Raw genomic sequence first — 23231 nt, forward strand, 5'->3', positions numbered from 1 at the left:
TGGCCGCGGTCGGCCGATGTGGTAGATCGCGCGTGCTTCCGACCGCCACACCAGACCCGCCCGTAGCCCGCCAAAAGGCTGCGGCGGTGGAGATATTCGCAAGATGACCGCACCCAAGTCCGCCTCCGCGCCCGATTCGTTTTTCACCGCCTCGCTCGAGCAGGCCGATCCGGAAATCGCCGCCGCCATCAAGGGCGAGCTCGGCCGGCAGCGCCACGAGGTCGAGTTGATCGCCTCCGAGAACATCGTCAGCCGGGCCGTGCTGGAAGCGCAGGGTTCGGTCATGACCAACAAATACGCGGAAGGTTATCCGGGCGCGCGCTATTACGGCGGTTGTGAGTGGGTCGACGTCGCCGAGAACCTTGCGATTGATCGCGCCAAGAAGCTGTTCGGTGCCAGCTTTGCGAACGTGCAGCCGAACTCCGGCAGCCAGATGAACCAAGCGGTCTTCCTGGCGCTGCTGCAGCCCGGCGACACCTTCATGGGTCTCGATCTCGCCGCCGGCGGCCATCTCACCCATGGCTCGCCCGTGAACATGAGCGGCAAGTGGTTCAAGGCGGCGCACTACACCGTGCGCCGCGAGGACCAGATCATCGACATGGATGCGGTGGCCAAGCAGGCCGAAGAGGTCAAGCCGAAGCTGATCATCGCCGGCGGCTCGGCCTATTCGCGCGCCTGGGACTTCAAGCGTTTCCGCGAGATCGCCGACAGCGTCGGCGCTTACCTGCTGGTCGACATGGCGCATTTCGCCGGGCTCGTCGCCGGCGGCGTGCATGCTTCCCCGGTGCCGTATGCGCACGTCACCACCACCACGACGCACAAGTCGCTGCGTGGTCCGCGCGGCGGCCTGATGCTGTGGAATGACGAGACGCTGACCAAGAAGCTCAACTCGGCGATCTTCCCGGGCCTGCAGGGCGGTCCTTTGATGCACGTGATTGCAGCCAAGGCGGTCGCCTTCGGCGAAGCGCTGCGTCCGGATTTCAAGGTCTACGCCAAGAACATCGTCGAGAACGCCAAGGCCTTGGCCGAGACGTTGAAGGGCCATGGTCTCGATATCGTCTCCGGCGGCACCGACAATCATCTGATGCTGGTCGATCTCCGGCCCAAGGGCCTGAAGGGCAACGTCTCGGAGAAGGCGCTGGTTCGCGCGGCCATCACCTGCAACAAGAACGGCATTCCGTTCGACCCGGAATCCCCCTTCGTCACCTCGGGCATTCGGCTCGGCACGCCGGCTGCGACCAGCCGCGGCTTCGGCGTGGCCGAATTCCAGCAGGTCGGCGGCATGATCGCCGAGGTCCTGAACGCCATCGCGCAATCCTCCGACGGCAAGGCGCCGCTGGTGGAAGCTGCGATCAAGGAACGGGTCAAGGCGCTCACCGACCGGTTCCCGATCTACCAGTAAGGCGCCGCATGATCCGGAAAAGTGGGTACCGGTTTTCCGAAGAGATCATGCGAAAATAAAGGTCACACGGATGCGCTGCCCGAACTGCAACAGTCTTGATACGCAGGTAAAGGACTCGCGTCCGACCGAGGACTCGTCCGTGATCCGCAGGCGGCGCGTGTGCGTCGCCTGCAATTTCCGCTTCACCACCTTCGAGCGCGTGCAGCTGCGCGAGCTCACGGTGATCAAGCGCAACGGCCGCCGCGTGCCGTTCGACCGCGACAAGCTGATGCGCTCGGTGCAGATCTCACTTCGCAAGCGGCAGGTCGAGCCGGAGCGCGTGGAGAAGATGGTCTCCACCATCGTGCGCGAGCTCGAGACCGGTGGCGAGGCCGAGATCTCCTCGGAGGTGATCGGCGAGACCGTGATGGAGCATCTGCGCACGCTCGACGATGTCGCCTATGTGCGCTTTGCCTCGGTCTACCGCAATTTCCGCGAGGCCAAGGATTTCGCCGACGTGCTCGGCGAGCTCTCCGGCGAGGAGGAAGCGCGGCTCGCCGCGATCCGCAAATGATCTTCCGCATCCTGGAAGACCAGTTCGCGCAGAAGGCCCGCGAGGCCAAGGATGCTGATCGCCGTTTCATGGAGCTGGCGCTTGCGCTCGGTCGGCGCGGGCAGGGGCGTACCTGGCCCAATCCGGCCGTGGGCGCCGTCATCGTCAAGGACGGCGTCATCGTCGGCCGCGGCTGGACACAAGCAGGCGGACGTCCGCACGGTGAGCCCGAGGCGTTGCGGCGGGCGGGCGAAGCGGCGCGGGGGGCCACGCTCTACGTCACGCTGGAGCCGTGCTCGCATTTCGGCAAGTCGCCGCCGTGCGCCGATGCGGTGATCGCCGCCGGCATCAAGCGTGTGGTGGCGGCGATCGAGGATCCCAATCCGGAAGTTGCGGGGCAGGGCCATGCGCGCCTGCGCGCCGCCGGCATTGCCGTGGACGTCGGTCTCTGCGCGGCGGAGGCCGCGTTCGACCATGCCGGACATTTCCGCCGCATCCGGGACCAGCGTCCGCATGTGATCCTGAAGCTCGCGGTCTCGCCCGACGACAAGATCGGTGCGGCCGGCGGCAAGCCGCTTGCGATCACGGGGGAGGCGGCACGCAATCGCGTGCATCTGCTCCGCGGGCAAAGCGATGCCATCCTGGTCGGCATCGGCACGGTGCTGGCGGATGATCCGCAGCTCAACTGCCGCCTGCCGGGCATGACGGCGCGCTCGCCGGTGCGTGTGGTGCTCGACCGGAGCTTGCGCATACCCGCATCGAGCCAGCTGGTTCGATCCGCGCGCGAGACGCCGCTTTGGGTGATCGCGTCCGAGCTTGCGGAAGCGGCCGCCGCGACGCGCCTTGGCGCGGCCGGTGCGCAAATCATGCGCATGCCTCCCGGGAGTGCATCCGGGCTCGATCTGTCGGCCGTGCTGCATGCGCTGGGGGAGAAAGGCATCACGCGACTGATGGTCGAGGGCGGCAGTCGCGTTGCGGCGTCGTTCGTCTTGGCCGATCTCGTTGACGAGATCTGGCTGTTCCGCGGAGCGGAAGCGGTCGGCGAAGGCGGCGTCGATGCGCTCGATGCATTGCCCCTGTCGAAAATCACGCAGTCGCCGGCCTACAAGGTTCATGCTAGCGAGACCTGCGGCAAGGATACTCTCACCATCTACGAGCGCGCGTAATGTTCACCGGCATTGTCACCGATATCGGCGAGATCGTCAGCTTCACGCCAACGGCGCAAGGGCAGCTGCACCGGCTGCGGATCGCCTGCCGCTACGATCAGAGCACGATTGCGGACGGGGCCTCGATCGCCTGCAACGGTGTCTGCCTGACCGTGGTTGGCTCGGGCGTTGCGGATGGCATGGACTCCAAGCCAAGGACCTGGTTCGACGTCGACACCGCGGCCGAGACGCTGGCGCTGACGACGGCCAAGCACTGGAAGGTCGGCACCAGGCTCAACCTCGAGCGCGCGCTGAAGATCGGCGATGAACTCGGCGGCCATATCGTCGCCGGCCACGCCGATGGCATTGCAACCATCGTCAGCCGGGAGGACTTGCCGGATATGGCGCGATTCGTGCTCTCGACGACGCGGGAGCTGGCACGGTTCATCGCCACCAAGGGCTCAATCACGCTCGACGGCGTCTCGCTGACGATCAATACGGTTGCAGACGTGACCTTTTCGGTGCTGATCATTCCGCACACGCTGGATGTCACGACGATCGGCAGCTGGAAGGCGGGGGATGAGGTTAATATCGAGGTCGACCTGATGGCCCGCTACGCGGCGCGGCTGACGGAAATGACGGTCTCTTAGAACTTGGCTTACATGCTTCCGGCTACTACATAGCGCCGACCCCTTTCGAAACGGATTGAACGATGGCAGACGCGCGGCGCGCACCCCTGAAGGACCAGACCGACATTTCCGGCGCGCGCGCGCTGATTGTCGAGGCGCGGTTCTATGACGATCTCCAGGATGCGCTGCTGGACGGCGCGGTTGCGGAGCTGAAGGCGGCCGGCCTGACCCACGACGTCATCACGGTTCCCGGTGCGCTGGAGATCCCCGCGGCAGTCGCCATCGCGGTCGATGCCGCGGCGGCGAACGGCAGGCCCTATGATGCGGTGATCGCGCTCGGCTGCGTGATCCGCGGCGACACCATTCATTTCGAGATCGTCTCGCAGGAATCCTCGCGCGCGCTGATGGACCTCGCCGTGGCGCGAAAGCTGCCGCTCGGCAACGGCATCCTCACCGTCAACACCGAGGCGCAGGCCTGGGCGCGGGCGCGTGCCAGCGAGCTCAACAAGGGCGGCGATGCCGCGCGCGCCGCGCTTGCGATGCTGCGCATAAAACGCCGCCTGGCGCAGGCCTGAAGCCATGGCCGATAACACCAAGAAGCCGACAGGCGTTGTCGAGAAGAAGGCGAACCGGCGCGGTGCGGCACGGCTCGCAGCCGTGCAGGCGCTGTACCAGATGGACATCGCCGGTGCGGGCATCAACGACATCTTTGCCGAGTTCGAAAGCCATTGGCTCGGCAACGAGGTCGAGGGCGAGACGTATCTGCCGGCGGAAGCCGCCTTTTTCCGCGACGTCGTTTCCGGCGTCGTCCGCGACCAGAAGAAGCTCGATCCCCTGATCGACGAGGCGCTGTCGAAGGGCTGGCCGCTCAAGCGGATCGAGGCGATCCTGCGGGCAGTGCTGCGGGCAGGAGCCTATGAGCTCCAGCATCGCAAGGACGTGCCGGGCCGGGTGGTGGTCTCCGAATATGTCGACGTCGCCAATGCCTTCGTCGACCGTGAGGAGACTGGCATGGTCAATGCCGTGCTCGACCAGATCGGCCGCCAGTTTCGCGGCGACGAGTTCGGGCGGGGGTAGTTTCCCGCGAGGGCGGTGAAGTGATGCGAGACGACTGCCCCATTCTCCGTCGTCATCACCCGCGAAGGCGGGTGATCCAGTACGCCGCGGCCTATCGGGCTAACACGACTGTCTCTCGAATACTGGATCGCCCGGTCAAGCCGGGCGATGACGGCGGAGGGTGGAGTTGGCGCCGATGACGAACGCACAGGACCCCTCCGGCGAAGACTCCCTCATCGCGCGCTATTTCAAGCCGCTGGCGACCGATCCGGGCGCGTTCGGGTTGGTCGACGACGCTGCGGTGCTGTCCTCGTCCGGCGAGGACATCGTCGTCACCACCGACGCCGTGGTGGAGGGCGTGCATTATCTTGCCGGCGATCCGCCCGACACCATCGCGCGCAAGGCGCTGCGGGTGAACCTGTCCGATCTCGCGGCGAAAGGAGCGACGCCGGCCGGCTTCGTACTGACGCTGGCGCTGCGCAGCAAGGAGGATGCCTGGCTACGTCCCTTTGCGGACGCGCTGGGCGAGGATGCGAAGACCTTCGCTTGTCCTCTGCTCGGTGGCGACACGGTGTCGATGCCGGGCCCGCAGATGATCTCGATCACCGCCTTCGGCCGCGTGCCTCGGGGGCGGATGATCGGCCGCACCGGCGCAAGGCCGGGCGACCGCGTCCTGGTGACGGGCACGATCGGCGATGCCGCGCTCGGCCTCGACGTGCTCAAAGGCGGCGCTGCCGCCAGCGCGCTGACATCCGATCCCGCGGCACGGGATTTTCTGGTCTCGCGCTATCGGGTGCCGCAGCCGCGCAACGTGCTGGCGCCGGCCGTGCGCGATCATGCCACCGCGGCGATGGACGTCTCCGACGGCCTCGCCGGCGATCTGACCAAGCTCTGCGCCGCCTCCGGGGTCTCGGCTTCGGTCGACGTGACGAGCCTGCCACTCTCGGCCGCGGCGGCCGGCCTTCGCGCCCGCAACGTCGCGTCTGTCGAGGCGCTGCTTGCGGGCGGCGATGACTACGAGGTGCTCTGCACCGTTCCGCCGGCGCAATGCGAGACGCTGATTGCCGCGGGGCGGTCCCTGGGCGTTGCCGTGACCGCAATCGGTGCGATCACCGAGGGGCAGAAGCCGCTGCGCTTCCTGGACGGGCAGGGGCAGGACCTGCTTTTGACGCGGCTGTCCTACAGCCATTTCTAGCAATTGCTCCAAACCGGCATCCTGGTTCTCAGCACTTGGTCCTAAATACCTGCCGAGATCGGCCTTTTCGGCCTCATCCGGCGTTGCACCGTCAATTTGATTTTGGCAAGCTCGCGGCCGACTGAAGCCGCCCCTTAAGGGCAAGGGGGCGGCTTTGTTCAAAATCAAGGCGCTGCACCGCACGACGGACAACAAAAGGCGCCGGGGGTACATCAAGGATCTGAGGCAAACATCACATGACAGCATTATGGTTGATAGTGCTCTGCGGAGCGCTTTCCGTCGCCTACGCGATTTGGGCGACGTCTTCGGTCTTGGGCGCGGATGCGGGGTCGCCGCGCATGCAGGAGATCGCAGCGGCGGTGCGCGAAGGCGCACAAGCCTATCTCCGGCGCCAATACACCACCATCGGTATCGTCGGCATCGTCATCTTCGTGTTGCTTGCCTATTTCCTCGGGCTCTACGTCGCCATCGGTTTCGCCATCGGTGCGATCCTGTCCGGCGCCGCAGGCTTCATCGGCATGAACGTCTCGGTCCGCGCCAATGTGCGCACCGCCCAGGCCGCGACGACGTCGCTGGCCGGCGGCCTCGAGCTCGCCTTCAAGGCGGGCGCCATCACTGGCCTTCTGGTGGCCGGTCTCGCGCTGCTGGGCGTGACCCTCTATTTCGCCTTCCTGGTCCATTCGCTGAAGCTGGCGCCTGACAGCCGCGTCGTTGTCGACGCCCTGGTGGCGCTCGGCTTCGGCGCCTCGCTGATCTCGATCTTCGCCCGTCTCGGCGGCGGCATCTTCACCAAGGGTGCGGACGTCGGCGGCGACCTCGTCGGCAAGGTCGAGGCCGGCATTCCCGAGGACGATCCGCGCAATCCCGCGACCATCGCCGACAACGTCGGCGACAACGTCGGCGACTGCGCCGGCATGGCGGCCGACCTGTTCGAGACCTATGCGGTGACCGCGGTCGCCACCATGGTCCTGGCGGCGATCTTCTTCGCCAAGACGCCGATCCTCGCCAACATGATGACGCTGCCGCTCGCGATCGGCGGCATCTGCATCATCACCTCGATCATCGGCACCTTCTTCGTCAAGCTCGGGCCGAGCCAGTCGATCATGGGCGCGCTCTACAAGGGCCTGATCGCGACCGGCATCCTGTCGCTGATCGGCATCGCCCTGGTGATCTACTACCTGATCGGCTTCGGCAAGCTCGAGGGCGTCAACTACACCGGCATGGCGCTGTTCGAATGCGGCGTGGTCGGCCTCGTCGTCACCGCGCTGATCATCTGGATCACCGAATACTACACCGGCACCGACTATCGTCCGGTGAAGTCGATCGCCCAGGCCTCGGTCACCGGCCACGGCACCAACGTGATCCAGGGCCTCGCCATCTCGATGGAAGCGACCGCGTTGCCTGCGATCGTCATCATCGCCGGCATCCTGGTCACCTACAGCCTCGCCGGCCTGTTCGGCATCGCGATCGCGACCGCCACCATGCTGGCGCTGGCCGGCATGATCGTCGCCCTCGACGCCTTCGGCCCCGTCACCGACAATGCCGGCGGCATTGCCGAAATGGCGGGACTGCCGAAGGAGGTGCGTAAGTCGACCGACGCCCTCGACGCGGTCGGCAACACCACCAAGGCGGTCACCAAAGGCTACGCGATCGGCTCGGCCGGTCTGGGTGCCTTGGTGCTGTTCGCGGCCTACAACGAGGACCTCAAGTTCTTCGTGGCCGGCTCCGCGCAGTATCCCTACTTCGCCGGCGTCAATCCGGACTTCTCGCTGAACAATCCCTACGTCGTGGTGGGCCTGCTGTTCGGCGGTCTGTTGCCGTACCTGTTCGGCGCGATGGGCATGACCGCGGTCGGCCGTGCGGCAGGCGCGATCGTCGAGGAGGTGCGGCGGCAATTCCGCGAGAAGCCGGGCATCATGCAGGGCACCGACAAGCCTGACTACGGCAAGGCGGTCGACCTGCTCACGCGCGCGGCGATCAAGGAGATGATCATCCCCTCGCTGCTACCGGTGCTCTCGCCGATCGTCGTCTACTTCCTGATCTATGCGATCGCGGGCGGCGGCGCGGCCGGCAAGTCGGCGGCGTTCTCGGCCGTCGGCGCCATGCTGCTCGGCGTGATCGTGACGGGCCTGTTCGTCGCGATCTCGATGACCTCGGGCGGCGGCGCCTGGGACAACGCCAAGAAGTACATCGAGGACGGTCATTTCGGCGGCAAGGGCTCTGATGCCCACAAGTCCGCGGTGACCGGCGATACCGTCGGCGATCCCTACAAGGACACGGCGGGTCCTGCGGTGAACCCGATGATCAAGATCACCAACATCGTGGCCCTGCTGCTGCTGGCGATCCTGGCGCACTGAATGCAAACGACGAAAGGCAAAACCCCGCGGCGTGAGCCGCGGGGTTTTTGTTTTGCATTGTCATTCCGGGATGGCCCGAAGGACCAGACCCGGGATATCGAGATTCTCAGGTGCGCAATTTGCGCACCGGAGTTCGGTTCTTCGAGCCGCCCCGGAATGACGCTGCGCGTCACCGCATGTCCATCTGTAGGGCTTGGTTCTGGCGGGCGCACGCCGCGCAATTCAGGCTCAGCTTGACACGTACAAACCTGCTGTTGACAATAGTTCGCACAGGTGCCGTCAGTCTGCGACGTTGGAAAAATCCCATGGCACTGCTCATTCGACCGGATGAACTGCCGCGCTTTGTACCGGGCGAGTTGCTGCGCTGCAGTGCCGGTCAAGGCTGGAGGGGCGTTGAGCTGCGGACCTATCGCTATCGTGGTCTCGACGTCCCAGTGCCCGCGATGGCCGACTTCATGATCGTCTCCTACAAGCGCGGCAGCACCATGATGGAGCGGCGTTTCGAGGGGCGCTGGACCCGGACCGAGTGTCATCCGGGCGATATTTCGCTATTGACCCGCTCGCAGGCATCGCACTGGCACTGGACCGAGCAGATCGACGTCTCGCATGTCTATCTCTCGGACACTGTGGTCTCCCGCGTGGCTGCCGACGTCCTTGAGCGGCCGATCGCAGCGGTGCGGCTGCACGACATATTGCGCACGCAAAGTCCGATCGTGACCGAAGCCGTCGAGGTCATATCTCGCGAAGCCGGCGGCAACGGCATCGGAGGTGCGTTATACGTCGACGCGCTGAGTACGCAGCTCGTCGTCAATCTGCTTCGCAACTTTGCATCCGTTCAGTTTGTCGACAAGTCCGGAAGGGGCGAACTGCCCCCGGCAATACGCAAACGCATTGTCGACTACATCGAAGCCCGGATCGATCAGGCGCTCTCGCTCGAAGAGCTCGCCGAAGTCGCCTCGATGGGCGTATGGACTTTCGGGAAGCGCTTTCGTGCCTCGTTTCAGACCAGCCCCCACCAGTATGTCCTCGACCGTCGGCTCGAAAAAGCTCAGCAAATGCTGGCTCTTGGCCGCCTGCCGGTGAAGGCGATCGCGTCGGAATGCGGCTTCGCGGATCAGGCCCATTTAACGCGCGTCATGCGCGCACGGCTGGGCCGGACACCGGCCGCCCTCAGGGACGATAGCCCTCGCTAGCGCTTCTTCACCCGATCCTTCAACAAGCTCACTGGTTCCTTCAAGACGACACTGCACGTCGCTTCTAACGTCCTTCCCACAGCCGAATGGCCATTCGGTCGCTCAAGCGGCCGGTACAAAAGAGGGGAAACGTTATGGGCACCTTGTTGGAGTCGACACATGCGTCGCGTGCGGATGCACCGACGACGCACTTGGACGCACTGGTCATCGGCGCCGGGATCGCCGGCCTCTATCAGTTGTATCGCCTGCGAGAGATGGGACTGAACGTCCGCGCTTACGATACGGCATCGGGGGTGGGTGGCACCTGGTACTGGAACCGCTATCCGGGTGCGCGCTTCGACTCCCAAGTCGAGGTCTACCAGTATTGGTTCTCCGAGGAGCTGTACAAGGCCTGGAAGCCGAGCGAGCGATTTCCCGCGCAGCCGGAGACTGAGCGCTGGCTGAACTTCGTTGCGGACCACCTCGACCTGAAGAAGGACATTCAATTCAACAGCCGCATCGTCTCGGCCCACTATCGCGAGAAGGACGGCCGCTGGACGGTCACGACGGAGGCTGGCGAGACGATCGACACTCAATATGTCCTTGCTTGTTGCGGCATGCTGTCGGCTCCGCTCGTGGACCGCTTTCCCGGCCAGTCGACGTTCCGCGGCGAGATCCACCATACCGGACGATGGCCGAAACAGGGCGTCGATCTCAAAGGCAAACGGGTCGCGGTGATCGGCACCGGCGCGACCGGAATCCAGGTCATCCAGACCATCGCCCCTGACGTGGCCGAAATGAAGATCTTCGTGCGGACCCCGCAATACGTGGTGCCGATGAAAAATCCGCAGTACAGCCAGGCCGAATGGGACCTTTGGGCCAGTCAATTCCACGATCTGAAGAAGCGCGTTCGTTCGACCTTCGCCGGCTTCCATTACGACTTCGAGAACCGTCCCTGGGCGGAGCTGACGCCCGGAGAGCGCACGGAAGTACTGGAAAAGTTCTGGAAAGAGGGCTCGCTGTCGATGTGGCTGGCGACCTTCCCGGAAATGTTCTTCGACGAATCGGTCAGCGCCGTCGTGTCCGATTTCGTACGGGGCAAGATGCGTGAGCGCCTGCGCAACGATCCAAAACTGTGCAGCCTCCTGATCCCGTCCGATTATGGCTTCGGCACGCACCGCGTGCCGCTCGAGAACAGCTATCTCGAGGTCTATCTGCAGGACAACGTCGAAGCAATCGACTGCCGGTCCACGCCGATCGAGCGCATCGTGCCCGAGGGTATCCAAACCTCTGACGGCAAGGTTCACGAGGTCGACGTCATCATCCTCGCTGTCGGCTTCGACGCCGGGTCCGGCGCGCTGAGCCGGATCGACTTCCGCGGCCGCGACGGTCGTTCGCTGAAAGAACAGTGGAAGCAGGAGATCCGTACCGCCATGGGCCTTCAGGTCCATGGCTATCCGAATCTGTTCACGACCGGCGCGCCGCTCGCACCTTCGGCTGCTCTCTGCAACATGACCACCTGTCTGCAGCAGCAAGTCGACTGGATCGCCGACTGCATCGACTACGCGCGGATGCAAGGCAAGCAAACGATCGAGGCCACCCGCGAGTTCGAAGACAATTGGGTGAAGCACCATGACGACACCGCTGCGGCGACGCTCGTGGTCAAAACCGACTCTTGGTACATGGGCTCTAACGTCGACGGCAAGCCGCGCCGGCTGTTGTCCTATATCGGCGGCGTCGGCAACTACAATCGACAATGCGACGAGCTCGCCGCCAGCGGCTATCCCGGTCTCGCGATGACCTGACCCTACGGCTCCAAAGGAAAAGCCAAATGAGCAACAATCCCTATTACGGGCCTGAAGGTCACGGCCCCTACGAGATGATCAACATCGGCGACCTTCTGCTCGAGGATGGCGGGGCCATTCCCGACTGCAAGCTCGCCGTCGCCACCCACGGCACGCTCAACGCTGCGAAGGACAACGCCATTCTCGTCCCCACCTGGTACTCGGGCACGAGCAAGATCATGGAGCAGGTTTATATCGGCGCGGGCCGGGCACTCGATCCCACGAAATACTTCATCATCGTGGTCAACCAAATCGGCAGTGGATTGTCGACATCGCCGCACAACGCCAGTGGAGCGATGGTCGGACCAAATTTCCCAAAGGTCCGCATCGGGGATGACGTTCGCGCCCAGCACCGGCTGTTGACCGAATACTTCGGGCTAACGAGCCTTGCTCTCGTGGTCGGGGGCTCGATGGGCGCGCAGCAAACCTACGAATGGGCTGTGCGCTATCCGGATTTCGTCAAACGCGCGGCGCCGATCGCCGGTACGGCGAAAAACACCGAGCACGACTTCCTCTTCGCGGAGACGCTGAATGAGGCCATCACGACCGATCCGGGCTTCAGCGGGGGACACTACGGCTCGCCGGCCGATGTCGCTGCGGGCCTCAAGCGACAGGCGAAGCTCTGGACCGTGATGGGTTGGAGCACCGACTTCTTCCGTGCCAACCGACACAAGGCGCTAGGTTTCGAAACCATGCAGGGCTTTGTCGATACCTTCATGACCGGATACTTCGCGCCGATGGACCCGAACAATCTGCTATCCATGGCGTGGAAGTGGCAGCGCGGCGACGTCAGCCGCAACGCCGACGGCGACCTTGCTGCCGCTCTCGGGCGGATCAAGGCGAAGACATTCGTGATGCCGATCAGTCACGACATGTTCTTCCCGCCGGCCGACTGCGAGGCCGAGCAACGGCTCATTCCGGGGAGCGAGTTGCGCCCGCTGGCCAGCATCGACGGGCACCTGGGCTTGTTCGGCACCGATCCGCAGATGCTCGCGCAGCTCGACGCCAACCTGTCCGAGTTGCTCGCCACGCGTGTAAACTGAACGAGCTAAAGCGCGATGATGATTCAATCGGAATTCGTCGCGCTTCAGCGATCAGGTTCTTGACGCGGATGCTCGATCGATGCTCATTCGGCGTTGTAGCCGTCGAGAGCAAGGCGTCTACCCCCGCCGGTGCGGCAGCGGAGCTGGCAAGCGTTCTCCCCGCCAGCGGTGTTGCGGCGGTGCTCGTCTTTGTTTCACCGCGTTACGATCCGCAACGGTTTGCGGCCGAAATGAGGACCCGCTTTGTGGGCATCCCCGTCTTCGGCTGCACGACCGCCGGCGAGATTGCGCTCAATGGATGGGATGAAAACAGCATCGTCGCGCTCGCCTTCAGCGCTGCCGACTTCGACGTGACCGCTCACCCCATCCTGGGGCTCTCAAATTTTCGCATCGAAGACCATCGCGCGATTGGCGCAGATCTTCGACATAGCTTCTTCCGAAAGGGCCGCAATGCCGACGGTGAGCGCTGCTTCGGGCTCTTGCTCATCGATGGCATGTGCCAGCGAGAAGAAGTCGTCTTGGCGGCGATTCATGCCTCGCTTGGTCATATTCCGCTGGTCGGCGGCTCGGCCGCAGATGATCTGCGATTTGACCGCAGCTGGGTCTATTTCGGGGGCCGCGCCCATACGGATGCGGCGGTGCTCCTTGTGTTTAAGACATCGTTGCCGTTCCTTATCTTTTCTTGCGACACTTGCGAGCCTTGCGCAGAAAAGATGGTGGTGACGGAGGCTGATCCGGATCGACGTACTGTTAGCGAGTTGAATGCCGAGCCAGCAGCAGCCGAATATTCGCGCATGGCGGGCATCACCGATGGTGTACTCGATCTCGCTGCGTTTGCATCCCATCCTGTGCTCGTACGGATCGGCGATGCGTATTTTGCACGTGCGATACGACGGGTCGATGCGGACGGCACGCTGCATTTTGCCTCCGCCATCGACAAAGGCCTCGTGTTCACTGTGGCCACTCTGCGTGACCCGGTCGACCCAACCAGCAACCTTTTCGCGCAAATCCAGCAAGAAATCGGGGAGGTCTCGCTCTATATCGGATTCGAGTCCGTTCAGAGGCGTATGGGCGTCGAGCATCAATGCGCCCGCGACATGTCACGACTGTACCGAACCCATCGCGTGTTTGGGTGCAATACCTATGGTGAGCTGTATGGTCCGATGCACATGAACGGAACGCTCACCGGTGTGGCGATCGGCACCCCCGGGCGAAGTAGGTGCGCCGATACGAAGATCTCCGAGTTTGCCCGACGCGTCCCACGGGATTCGTAAAATGCCAAATGCGCGCTGGCCTTGAGCTGCGATTCCGGAGCTATTCCTGCGCCTTGGCCAATCGGCGTTGCGCGTCGATGTTTCGCGACGGACAACACGAGCTGCGTTTGCTGCGTTCCATGCTCCCTTGCCGCTGATTTGCTCGACACGGCAATAGCTTGATCGAGCGGACATCGTGCCGTCCTGCGACAGCGCCTCTACTGTGCAAGGGGTTGTTTTTCACTTTTTTGCCGGAAGGGGGCGGCGTGGCCCGGCAGGGAGGGGAGGGAGCACTATCGCTCCCCTCGCAATGACGGGGAGGGACCTACTGCACGTCCATCTGCAGGCCTTCCTTCTGGATGATGCCGGCGAACTTCTTCGTCTCGGCGTCCACGAAGGCGGCGAACTGCTCGGGCGTGCCGTAGTCGGCGCGGGCGCCCATGGCGGCGATCTGCTTCTTGACGTCCTCGCGCTCCAGCATCGCCTTGACCTGGAGATTGAGCGCGCCCAGCACCTCGGGTGAGGCGCCCTTCGGCAGGAAGACGGCGAACCAGGAGGACACGTCGAAATTCGCCAGCTCCGGCGCACTCTCGCGCATGGTCGGCAGGTCTTTGGCGAGGTCGCTGCGCTCGGGTGTGGTGACGCAGAGACCGTTGAGCGTGCCGCTCTGCACCTGAGGCAGGGTCGGATAGAGATTGTCGAACAAGATCTGGATGTCGCCGGCAAGGGCGGCCTGGAGCGCGGGGCCGGCGCCGCGGAACGGGATGTGCGTCATCTTCAAGCCGGTGAGCTGGAGAAACCAGGCGCCGGTGAGGTGAGGGCTCTGGCCGACGCCGGAGGAGGCGTAGCTGAGCTTGTCCGGATTGGCCTTCAGATACGCGATCAGCTCGGGAATCGTTTTGATGCCGGTTTTCGGATGCGCCGAGACGATGTTCGGAATCCGGATCATGTTCGAGACCGGCTGAAGCTGGTCCGGCTTGTAGCTGAGGTTCTTGAAGATGCTGTAGGCGATCGCGTTCGGGCCGGGATTGCCGACCAGGATGGTGTGACCATCGGGCTTGGCCCGCACGGCTTCGGCGGTGCCGATCGTGCCGCCGCCGCCGGAGCGGTTTTCCACCACAGTCGACTGACCCCAGGCGGTTTGCAGATGCGCGGCCAGGAGGCGGCCCATCACGTCGGTCGAACCCCCGGCCGCGGCCGGCACGATGAGACGAACGTTTTCAGTGGGCTTCCAGTCGGCAAGGCTCGATCGCGGCAGAATCGCCGCGGCCGAAAGGCCGGCAGCACCGGCGAGCACACGGCGGCGGGACAACAAAGGCTTATGCACGAATCCACTCCTGCTTCTTGCTTTGCGGGAACCGTAGGGAACGGCACGTGCGACCGCAAGTCGCGCGCGACGACAAGTGCCGCGCAGAGAGCGGCACGACGACGCAGGCGTAAGCTCATATACCTTGCGATGGAATTAAACGGCTTCAGGAGTCTCGTTCGACGCGCATTTTCGATCGAAGCGACAAGCCGCTTCGATCGAATCCTTCGACGGCCTCAGTTGAAGCTGAGCAGCTTGAACAGCGGGGTGAGGTAGCTCATCTCCTGACCCGACGTCGGCGTGGTGCGGCTGATGAAGTCGAAGATCTTGCCGTCCTGGAGACCGTAATTCGCAAGCCGGCGCACGCGCCGGGTCTTGTCGAAATAGACTGCGATGACACGCTGATCGACCACCTTCTGGTTCATGAAGGCGACCGGCCGCTCCGAGCGCTGCGAGATGTAGTAGAACACTTCACCGTCGAGAGTCGCGACCGTCGAAGGCGTGCCCATCACGATCAGCACCTGATCCTGGCTCGCGCCGATCGGAATCTGCTCGAGCGCGCCGGGCGGCAGGATGTAACCCTTCTGGAACTGCTCGCCGGTGCAGGCTGCAAGGGCCACGCCGATCACGGCGGTGGCCGCGAGCATGCGCAGGCCGCGCCAGCAGGCATGAAGGCCGCGCCGCATATCCGCGCGCAGGCTGATCTGGTTCGTTGTCGTCATAGCGGAACTGATTCCGTCCCCTTGCGTCGCGCGAGGCGCTGAAGTACCGGGCTGGGCGTCTGAATGCAACTCGCGCGCGCCCGCTTGCGGAAACCACAATGCTTTGGCCGTTCAATCACTTCAGGAAACCCCGGCGAACCCCGCCCGGCACCATTGAGGCCATCTATGGCATGATCGTGACGCAGGCGCGAGAACCCCTGTTTTACCGGGTCTTGGGTGTGCCCGATACGGTTAACGGGCGTTTCGACCTGTTGCTGCTGCATCTCTGGCTGCTGCTGCGCCGTCTGCGCGCGGTTCAGGGCGCCGCGGAGCTGTCGCAGGCGCTGTTCGACCGCTTCTGCGAGGACATGGACGACAATCTGCGCGAGATGGGGGTGGGCGACCAGACCGTGCCGAAGCGGATGCGGGCCTTCGGAGAGGCTTTCTACGGCCGCGTCCAGGCCTACGACCAGGCGATGGAAGCCGGCGGCGAGGCGCTGGCAGCGGCGATCTGCAAGAATATCTTGAATGGGACCGGCTTCGACCAGGCGGAGCGGCTCGCGGCCTATGCGAGGGCCAGCGAGGCCGATCTTGGTCGGACCGACGAGGCCGCGCTGCTGCGCGCGTCCTTCAAGTTTCCCCGGGCGCTGTCAGAGGATGTCACGCCATGAGCCGACCAGATACCGAGCGCGATCCCTGGCGGGCGCCCGTCATCGTTGCGCAAATCCCGGACGGCGGGCTTCATCGCGAGCTCGAAGCCTCAGTGGCCGAGCGGCAGGCGATGGCGGAGGTCGCGGGCTTGCGCGAGATCCTGTCCGCCCATGCCAGCTTCGATGTCGTGCCGAAAAGCGGGGGGCGGGTCCAGGTCACGGGCCTGGTTCGTGGCCGGATCGGCCAGACCTGCGTCGTCACGCTGGATCCGATCGAGAGCGAGATCGAGGAGGAGGTGGACCTGATGTTCGCCCCCGAGGCCGAGGCGCGCCGCCTGGCCGATCTGATCGAGGAGGGCCAGGACGACGAGGCGCCGCCCGAGGTTGCCGACCCGCCCGAGCCGATCACGGGCGGCATCATCGACCTCGGCCGGCTCGCCACCGACGTCCTGTTCCTGGCGATCGATCCCTATCCGCGCAAGGAGGGGGCCGTGTTCGAGGCGGAGGTCATCGCTCCCGACCCCGAAGACCATCCCTTCGCCGTGCTGAAGGCATTGCAGGACAAGAAGAAGGGCCAATGAGGGGCATTTTCGCTCGCGGCTGCATTGCCGGGGGACGCGAGCCATTTGCCTCGATGGTTTGAGACAGCTGTTTATCTGTCTGATTTCAATGTATTTCTCGCGAAATCCGCGGACGGCGGCCGGATCGCCCCGAATGCAAAAGGCTGGGGGCAAGAGGTTGTTTCGGGGGTACAAAACGCTATTGTCGCGCCCCGGTCCGGGTGCGGCGTGGCGCTTGGCCGGCCGCCGTCCCGGTGGCGAACCCATTTTGCGGCCCCGCTGATCCCAAGACCGCACCAGACCAGGTTTCCAGGACTTAGCATGCCAAGCAAGGTTCGCATCGCGCTGGACGCCATGGGGGGCGATGTCGGCCCCGCCGTGGTCATTCCGGGCGCCGCCATCTCGCTTGGCCGGCATCGCGACACCGAGTTCCTGCTGGTCGGCGACCGCGCCAGGATCGAGCCCGAGCTCGACCAGCACCCGAAGCTGAAGGCCGCCTCCAAGATCGTCCATACCGACGTCGCCGTCAGCATGAAGGAGAAGCCGAGCCAGGCGCTGCGGCGCGGCCGCAAGACCTCCTCGATGTGGCTCGCGATCGACGCGGTCAAGAAGGGCGAGGCGGACGTCGCGATCTCCGCCGGCAATACCGGCGCGCTGATGGCGATGGCGCGCTTCCATCTGCGCACCCTGCCGGGCATCGACCGGCCGGCGATCTCGGCGATCTGGCCGACCCTGCGCGGGGAGTCCGTCGTGCTCGACCTCGGCGCCACCCTCGGCGGCGATGCCCACCATCTGGTGTCGATGGCGGTGATGGGCGCGGCCAAGGCGAGCGTGCTGTTCAACAAGACCCGGCCCACGGTCGGGCTGCTCAATATCGGCGCCGAGGAGATCAAGGGGCACGAGGAGATCCGCGAGGCCAGCGAGATCCTGCGGGCGCGGAACCTGCCGGAGCTCGAATATATCGGCTTCGTCGAGGGCGACGGCATCGGCAAGGGGCTCGCCGACGTGATCGTCACCGAAGGCTTCAGCGGCAACATCGCGCTGAAGGCGGCCGAGGGAACCGCACGGCAGATGGCGGAATTGCTTCGTCACGAGATGCAGCGGAGCTGGATGTCCAAGCTCGGCTATCTCTTCGCGCGCAGCGCCTTCCAGGCCCTGCGCGACAAAATGGACCCCAACAAGTCCAATGGTGGCGTGCTGCTGGGACTGAACGGGGTGGTGGTCAAGAGCCACGGCGGAACCAACGCCGAAGGCTTTGCCTATGCGATCGATGTTGGCTATGAGATGGCTCACTACGATCTCCTGAACAAGATCAATCAGATGCTCAACCGCGAGGGTGGTGCACTCAAATTCGTGCAGCCCGCGCCGGAGGATGTTTCGTGACTCAGATTCGTTCGGTCGTGCTCGGCTGCGGCTCTTATCTGCCGGAGCAGGTGGTGACCAACGCCCAATTGGCGGCGCGCATCGATACCTCCGACGAGTGGATCGTGCAGCGCACCGGCATTCGCGAGCGGCATATCGCGGCCGAGGGCGAGTTTACCTCGCACCTCGCCATCAAGGCGGCACAGGCGGCGCTCCGCGATGCCGGCGTTGACGCGCAATCGATCGAGCTGATCGTGCTGGCGACCTCGACGCCCGACAACACCTTCCCCGCGACCGCCGTCGCCGTGCAGCACGGCCTCGGCATCAATCATGGCGCGGCGTTCGATCTGCAGGCGGTGTGCTCGGGCTTCGTGTTCGCGCTCGCCACCGCCGACAATTTCCTGCGCACCGGGGCCTACAAGCGGGCGCTGGTGATCGGCGCGGAGACCTTCTCGCGCATCCTCGACTGGAACGATCGCGGCACCTGCGTGCTGTTCGGCGACGGCGCCGGCGCCGTGGTGCTGGAGGCGCAGGAGCAGCCCGGCAATGCCGCGACCGACCGCGGCATCGTGACCACGCATCTGCGCTCCGACGGCCGCCACAAGGCAAAGCTGTTCGTGGACGGCGGGCCGTCCTCGACCCAGACCGTCGGCCATCTGCGCATGGAGGGCCGCGAGGTCTTCAAGCATGCGGTCGGCATGATCACCGACGTCATCGTCGATGCCTTTGCGGCGACAGGGCTCAATGCCGACGGCATCGACTGGTTTGTGCCGCACCAGGCCAACAAGCGAATCATCGATGCTTCCGCGCACAAGCTGCACATCGCGCCGGAGAAGGTGGTGCTGACGGTGGACCGCCACGGCAACACCTCGGCGGCCTCGATCCCGCTGGCGCTCTCGGTGGCGCGCAAGGACGGCCGCATCAAGAAGGGCGACATGGTCCTGCTGGAGGCCATGGGTGGCGGCTTTACCTGGGGCTCGGCGCTGGTGCGCTGGTAAGCCACACCGATAAAATTTTGCCGGAATCACCGCCGATTATCGCTACGTCTGCATTGATGTGCGGTGTTGACCGCCGTATCGTAAGCTCATAATTTCAGACAAGAATTGTTCGCCGTGAGGTGGGGCAGGGCGATGAGCGAGACCAGCAAAACCGTAACGCGTGTCGATCTGTGCGAAGCCGTCTACCAGAAGGTGGGCCTGTCGCGCACGGAATCGTCTGCCTTCGTGGAACTCGTGCTGAAGGAGATCACCGACTGCCTGGAGAAGGGCGAGACGGTGAAATTGTCCTCGTTCGGCTCCTTCATGGTGCGCAAGAAGGGCCAGCGCATCGGCCGCAACCCGAAGACCGGCACCGAGGTGCCGATCTCGCCGCGCCGCGTCATGGTGTTCAAGCCATCGGCGATCCTGAAGCAGCGGATCAACGCCCAGCACCGCACCAACGGCGACGCCACCCAGGCTCAAGAAGAGGCGTAACCGCCTTTCGGAAAGGACTGGCCTTTGGACAAGGCGCCGGATGCGTTCCGAACCATCAGCGAAGTAGCGCAGGAACTCGACATTCCGCAGCACGTGCTGCGGTTCTGGGAGACCCGCTTCTCCCAGATCAAGCCGATGAAGCGCAGCGGCGGCCGCCGCTATTACCGCCCCGACGACGTCGACCTGCTCAAGGGCATCCGCCGGCTGCTCTACGGCGAGGGCTACACCATCCGCGGGGTGCAGCGCATCCTGAAAGAGCACGGCGTCAAATCGGTGCAGGGCCTCGCCGACAGCGCGGCCGCGGTCTCGTTCGGCGCGATCGAGGACGCGATCGGCGCGAGCCTGATGGAGCCGGAGGACGAGGCCCCCATCAAGGGCGTCACCGACACCGACGATGACGACTATCAGGGCGATGAGGAGGAAGGCATCGACTTCCGCTTCACCGAGATCGACGACGAGGAGATCCTCACCACCTTCCGCAAAGGCGGCGCCGCCGCGCCCGCCGGCCCCAGCGCGCTCGACCGGGAGCGGCTGGAGCGGGTCCTCGGCGACCTCGTCGCCTGCCGGGAGATGCTGGATCAGGCCCTGAAGGAGGGCTAGGGCGGTCCCGCGGGCTTTCCGGGGCAGTTCCGGAAGCTTTGGGCGGATCCAGCAAAATGCTGCGGCCTCGCCTTGCGCAAAGCGGCGATCCTAGCTAATGGAACGGCATTCGGAGCGTGGCGCAGCCCGGTTAGCGCACTAGTCTGGGAGACTAGGGGTCGGAGGTTCAAATCCTCTCGCTCCGACCATTTTTTCAACATCTGTCGGGTTGACCGTCGGCGCGAAGCCTGCTCCGGGCCGCGAGGGATGCCTGTGACCAGAAGCGGGGCCTGCGGCGGGCGGTACATCAAGACGCCGAAAACAACCCCATGCACAGTAGCGATGTCATTGGGACATAAGGTTTTTCCGAAACGATGTGACTCGTCGGACCGGGGTAAGGAGCGGATCGTCGGACAATGACGACCGAGCTGTCGGCGAGAGGCTCAATCTTGACCATTCTCCTCGCAATCCGAAACCGTTCGTGTCGATAAGAGTTTCGATACGCGGCATCAGGACGCTTCCATTTAGGCGAGGGCAACATGTTTCAGCTATCGTGGAGCGAGATCTTCGTCCCGACGCATTCCGTCACGGAAATAATCGTGCGGGGCACCATCATGTATCTCGGCATCTTCACGCTGATGCGCTTCATTTTGAAGCGGCAAACCGGCGGGCTCAGCATCCCTGATGTGCTTCTCGTCGTCCTGCTGGCGGACGCGGCGCAGAATGGCATGGCGGGCGAATACCGCTCGATCACAGAAGGTATCGTGCTCGTTGCCACCATCATTTTCTGGAATCTCGCCATCGACTGGGTCGGGTATCACGTGCCTTTCGTGGAGCGGCTTGCTCGCCCGGCGCCGCTCCTGCTCATCAAAAACGGGCAGGTCCTTCGCCGCCACATGCGGCAGGAACTGGTGACGATGGACGAGTTGATGAGCAAGCTGCGCGAGGAGGGCATAGCGAGCCCCTCGGACGTGGTAGAAGCATATATCGAGGGCGATGGAAATATTAGCGTGAAAAAGAAGGAAGCCTGACGGCCTTCCTCTGCCCGCCGAAATGATCGGCGTTGCGGAGCATCGACGATAGACTAATTGTTATCCTGCGAGGAGCTTCCGCCGGCTTCCATAAAGGCACACGCGCCGAGGACTGACGCCACCTACCTCGAATACCCCATCGCGATCCGCGTGGTCCACCAGCGTGCGCACCATCTCCCACGACCAACCGAGGAAGCGCCCATCAGGTCAGGCCCGATGACACAGCGCGCGCGTTTTGCTCGGAACCAAGATTCCCTGCCAGCTATCCGTGGGAAAATCCGAACGCCGGTTAGCCTCCGCGCGTTCGAGGTCATGCATGTACAGTACTGGGGCACTCGGCGGGTCGCTTGACTCAGGTCAATATCCGGCTGACCTCAGTGCGCCAACATTGTTCTATTGACCGCATCAAACTTCACTCGCTCTCGGCGAGACCGACGTGGTGCAATTGCCTTTGGGCGAAGTCGCTCCTCAAATGAGGCTCTCAGCCCGGCATCTAGCGTGAGCGATCTCGGCAGCTTCTCGGTGCTGGGTCGCGTACATCGATCGCGAATCGTTGCACGACGGAAAGCAGAATGAAGCTCGGGCTTGCGCTGCCGCCACCTCAACGTGATTTGCGTCTCGACCTGTTTCGCGGCCTCGCCAACTGGGCGATGTTTCTCGGCCATGTCCCCGGCACGGTGCTGGTGTGGTGTTCGTTCCGAAATTATGGATTCAGCGACGGGGCCGACCTGTTCGTATTCATCTCCGGCTACACCTCAGCGCTCGCATATACGCGAAAGATGGAGCGAGGCTTTGTGTTCGGAACCAGCAGGCTATTCAGGCGCGTATGGCAAATCTACACGGCGCATATCCTGCTATTCCTGATCTACCTGGCTTTTGTCCATTTCCTGTCGGAAAGGTTCAACGCCCCTGATCTGGTCAATCTGTTCAACGCCGGACCGGTCACCAGCGCGCCGGTAGAGATGATGACGCAGGGGCTTTTGCTGAGATACAAGCCTCTGAATTTGGACGTGCTGCCGCTCTACGTCGTTTTGATGGGGCTGTTTCCTCCCATCCTCTGGTTGATGTTGAGATTTCCCGACGCCGTCATGATCGGGTCGGTGCTGTTGTATCTGGCTGCGCGGCAATTCCATTGGAATCTGCCTTCCTACCCGTCGGGAAGCTGGTACTTCAATCCGCTGGCGTGGCAGCTTCTGTTTGTGACGGGCGCATGGCTCGCGTTGACCGGTGCGGGGCGCCTGCATTTCCTGCTACGGTCCAGGTTCGTGCTGGTCGTTGCGATTGCCTATTTGATTTTTGGGGCGCTCATGACGTTAGCTGCTCACCAGCCTCAGCTCCGGGCCTTGTTTGGGCCCGCCTTGTTCGAGCTTTTCAATCCCAACGACAAGACCAATCTGGCGCCCTACCGCTATCTTCATTTGATGGTGCTGATTATCCTGGGTGCCCGGTTCATACCGATCGATGCGCGCGGGCTACAAGCCACCATCTGGCGACCGCTGATAAAGTGCGGCCAGCAGTCCCTCGAAGTGTTTTGTGGGCATTCTGCTGGCCTTCATCGGGTACTTCATCCTGCAGTTGGCAGGGAACGGCATCCTCGCTCAACTGCTCGTCGGAGCGGCAGGAATCGCGATCATGACGGCGGTTGCCTACTACAGAGCCTGGTCAAAGCGAGTGGAGAAATCTTCACATGAGAGTCCGGTAGATGGAAAGAGAGCGCCGGAAAGCACCGGCTCCGTCGAGCATCTTGTCCTGCGCGGCGGCGGAAGGGTGCCGCAGGTCGCTCGCGGGACGGATTCGCGGCAGCCGCCCTTAACCGAGGTTTGACAACCGCCGCCGGCGCTGACGAAGAGTGCCTCGACAAGGTCGCCCCCGGTACGCGGTTCAATACCTCCTGTTCGTAGGCAGAGCCGGCGGCCTTTGTCGCCCAGATAAGCGGGAGGCG

General features: G+C 63.8%; 21 protein-coding genes, 1 tRNA gene and 1 pseudogene. 21 read left to right on the forward strand and 2 right to left on the reverse strand.

Features of this window, described 5'->3' with window-relative positions; translation table 11 throughout:
• The first annotated feature begins 103 nt into the window (after positions 1-103).
• The 12 genes from glyA to ABIA45_RS06680 all read left to right on the forward strand — a co-directional run bounded on the left by glyA (position 104) and on the right by ABIA45_RS06680 (position 13649).
• Positions 104-1402, forward strand: a complete 1299-nt coding sequence (glyA, locus tag ABIA45_RS06625) for a serine hydroxymethyltransferase (protein WP_036010474.1) — start codon at positions 104-106, stop codon at positions 1400-1402.
• A 70-nt stretch (positions 1403-1472) separates the two neighbouring features.
• On the forward strand, positions 1473-1955 hold the full coding sequence (gene nrdR, locus ABIA45_RS06630) for a transcriptional regulator NrdR (protein ID WP_011087793.1): 483 nt from the start codon (positions 1473-1475) through the stop codon (positions 1953-1955).
• Positions 1952-3100 carry a bifunctional diaminohydroxyphosphoribosylaminopyrimidine deaminase/5-amino-6-(5-phosphoribosylamino)uracil reductase RibD gene (ribD, locus tag ABIA45_RS06635; protein ID WP_404651446.1) on the forward strand — a complete coding sequence of 383 codons (1149 nt, stop codon included), beginning with the start codon at positions 1952-1954 and terminating at the stop codon, positions 3098-3100. Before nrdR ends, ribD begins: the two co-directional genes overlap by 4 nt.
• Complete coding sequence (locus ABIA45_RS06640; RefSeq protein WP_404651448.1) at positions 3100-3729, forward strand: riboflavin synthase; 630 nt, start codon at positions 3100-3102, stop codon at positions 3727-3729. The genes ribD and ABIA45_RS06640 overlap by 1 nt, the downstream gene beginning before the upstream one ends.
• Positions 3730-3791: 62 nt before the next feature.
• On the forward strand, positions 3792-4283 hold the full coding sequence (gene ribH, locus ABIA45_RS06645) for a 6,7-dimethyl-8-ribityllumazine synthase (RefSeq protein ID WP_057029742.1): 492 nt from the start codon (positions 3792-3794) through the stop codon (positions 4281-4283).
• A 4-nt stretch (positions 4284-4287) separates the two neighbouring features.
• Complete coding sequence (nusB, locus tag ABIA45_RS06650; protein WP_036010453.1) at positions 4288-4785, forward strand: transcription antitermination factor NusB; 498 nt, start codon at positions 4288-4290, stop codon at positions 4783-4785.
• A gap of 175 nt (positions 4786-4960) precedes the next feature.
• Positions 4961-5959: a thiamine-phosphate kinase gene (thiL, locus tag ABIA45_RS06655; RefSeq protein WP_404651450.1), complete on the forward strand. Its 999-nt coding sequence runs from the start codon at positions 4961-4963 to the stop codon at positions 5957-5959.
• Positions 5960-6195: 236 nt separating this feature from the next.
• Positions 6196-8316, forward strand: coding sequence for a sodium-translocating pyrophosphatase (locus ABIA45_RS06660; protein WP_271538079.1), 2121 nt, complete (start codon positions 6196-6198; stop codon positions 8314-8316).
• Between the two features lie 305 nt (positions 8317-8621).
• On the forward strand, positions 8622-9509 hold the full coding sequence (locus ABIA45_RS06665; protein ID WP_271538078.1) for an AraC family transcriptional regulator: 888 nt from the start codon (positions 8622-8624) through the stop codon (positions 9507-9509).
• A 134-nt stretch (positions 9510-9643) separates the two neighbouring features.
• Complete coding sequence (locus ABIA45_RS06670) at positions 9644-11293, forward strand: flavin-containing monooxygenase (protein WP_404651452.1); 1650 nt, start codon at positions 9644-9646, stop codon at positions 11291-11293.
• 26 nt (positions 11294-11319) lie between these two features.
• Positions 11320-12375 carry an alpha/beta fold hydrolase gene (locus tag ABIA45_RS06675; RefSeq protein WP_404546196.1) on the forward strand — a complete coding sequence of 352 codons (1056 nt, stop codon included), beginning with the start codon at positions 11320-11322 and terminating at the stop codon, positions 12373-12375.
• A gap of 68 nt (positions 12376-12443) precedes the next feature.
• On the forward strand, positions 12444-13649 hold the full coding sequence (locus ABIA45_RS06680; protein WP_404655619.1) for an FIST signal transduction protein: 1206 nt from the start codon (positions 12444-12446) through the stop codon (positions 13647-13649).
• A 304-nt stretch (positions 13650-13953) separates the two neighbouring features.
• Here the strand turns inward: ABIA45_RS06680 and ABIA45_RS06685 are convergent, their stop codons facing one another.
• The gene (locus ABIA45_RS06685; protein ID WP_036010447.1) at positions 13954-14955 is read right to left on the reverse strand and encodes a tripartite tricarboxylate transporter substrate binding protein; all 1002 of its coding nucleotides are present in this window, start codon (positions 14953-14955) and stop codon (positions 13954-13956) included.
• 215 nt (positions 14956-15170) lie between these two features.
• Entirely contained in the window at positions 15171-15656 is a 486-nt protein-coding gene (locus ABIA45_RS06690; RefSeq protein WP_036010444.1) for an outer membrane protein assembly factor BamE, read from the reverse strand.
• 98 nt (positions 15657-15754) lie between these two features.
• Between ABIA45_RS06690 and ABIA45_RS06695 the strand changes: the two genes are divergently transcribed.
• From ABIA45_RS06695 to ABIA45_RS06735, 9 genes and pseudogenes are all read left to right on the forward strand, one after another.
• Positions 15755-16306, forward strand: coding sequence for a ubiquinol-cytochrome C chaperone family protein (locus ABIA45_RS06695; RefSeq protein ID WP_036025467.1), 552 nt, complete (start codon positions 15755-15757; stop codon positions 16304-16306).
• Positions 16303-16866, forward strand: coding sequence for a DUF177 domain-containing protein (locus tag ABIA45_RS06700; RefSeq protein ID WP_275499936.1), 564 nt, complete (start codon positions 16303-16305; stop codon positions 16864-16866). The genes ABIA45_RS06695 and ABIA45_RS06700 overlap by 4 nt, the downstream gene beginning before the upstream one ends.
• A 300-nt stretch (positions 16867-17166) precedes the next feature.
• Positions 17167-18228 (forward strand): phosphate acyltransferase PlsX, encoded by a 1062-nt coding sequence (gene plsX, locus ABIA45_RS06705; protein ID WP_404651453.1) that lies wholly within the window; start codon positions 17167-17169, stop codon positions 18226-18228.
• The gene (locus ABIA45_RS06710) at positions 18225-19205 is read left to right on the forward strand and encodes a beta-ketoacyl-ACP synthase III (RefSeq protein ID WP_036025462.1); all 981 of its coding nucleotides are present in this window, start codon (positions 18225-18227) and stop codon (positions 19203-19205) included. Before plsX ends, ABIA45_RS06710 begins: the two co-directional genes overlap by 4 nt.
• 132 nt (positions 19206-19337) lie before the next feature.
• The gene (locus tag ABIA45_RS06715) at positions 19338-19679 is read left to right on the forward strand and encodes an integration host factor subunit alpha (protein ID WP_036010431.1); all 342 of its coding nucleotides are present in this window, start codon (positions 19338-19340) and stop codon (positions 19677-19679) included.
• A 24-nt stretch (positions 19680-19703) separates the two neighbouring features.
• The gene (locus ABIA45_RS06720) at positions 19704-20279 is read left to right on the forward strand and encodes a MerR family transcriptional regulator (RefSeq protein ID WP_271538071.1); all 576 of its coding nucleotides are present in this window, start codon (positions 19704-19706) and stop codon (positions 20277-20279) included.
• A 110-nt stretch (positions 20280-20389) separates the two neighbouring features.
• Positions 20390-20467: transfer RNA gene (locus ABIA45_RS06725), tRNA-Pro, on the forward strand.
• 330 nt (positions 20468-20797) lie between these two features.
• The gene (locus ABIA45_RS06730) at positions 20798-21289 is read left to right on the forward strand and encodes a DUF421 domain-containing protein (RefSeq protein WP_157283499.1); all 492 of its coding nucleotides are present in this window, start codon (positions 20798-20800) and stop codon (positions 21287-21289) included.
• A gap of 650 nt (positions 21290-21939) precedes the next feature.
• Positions 21940-23113: pseudogene (locus tag ABIA45_RS06735) on the forward strand (OpgC domain-containing protein).
• Positions 23114-23231 lie beyond the last annotated feature (118 nt).

Source organism: Bradyrhizobium sp. USDA 336, from assembly GCF_044908355.1.
Lineage (GTDB): Bacteria > Pseudomonadota > Alphaproteobacteria > Rhizobiales > Xanthobacteraceae > Bradyrhizobium > Bradyrhizobium yuanmingense.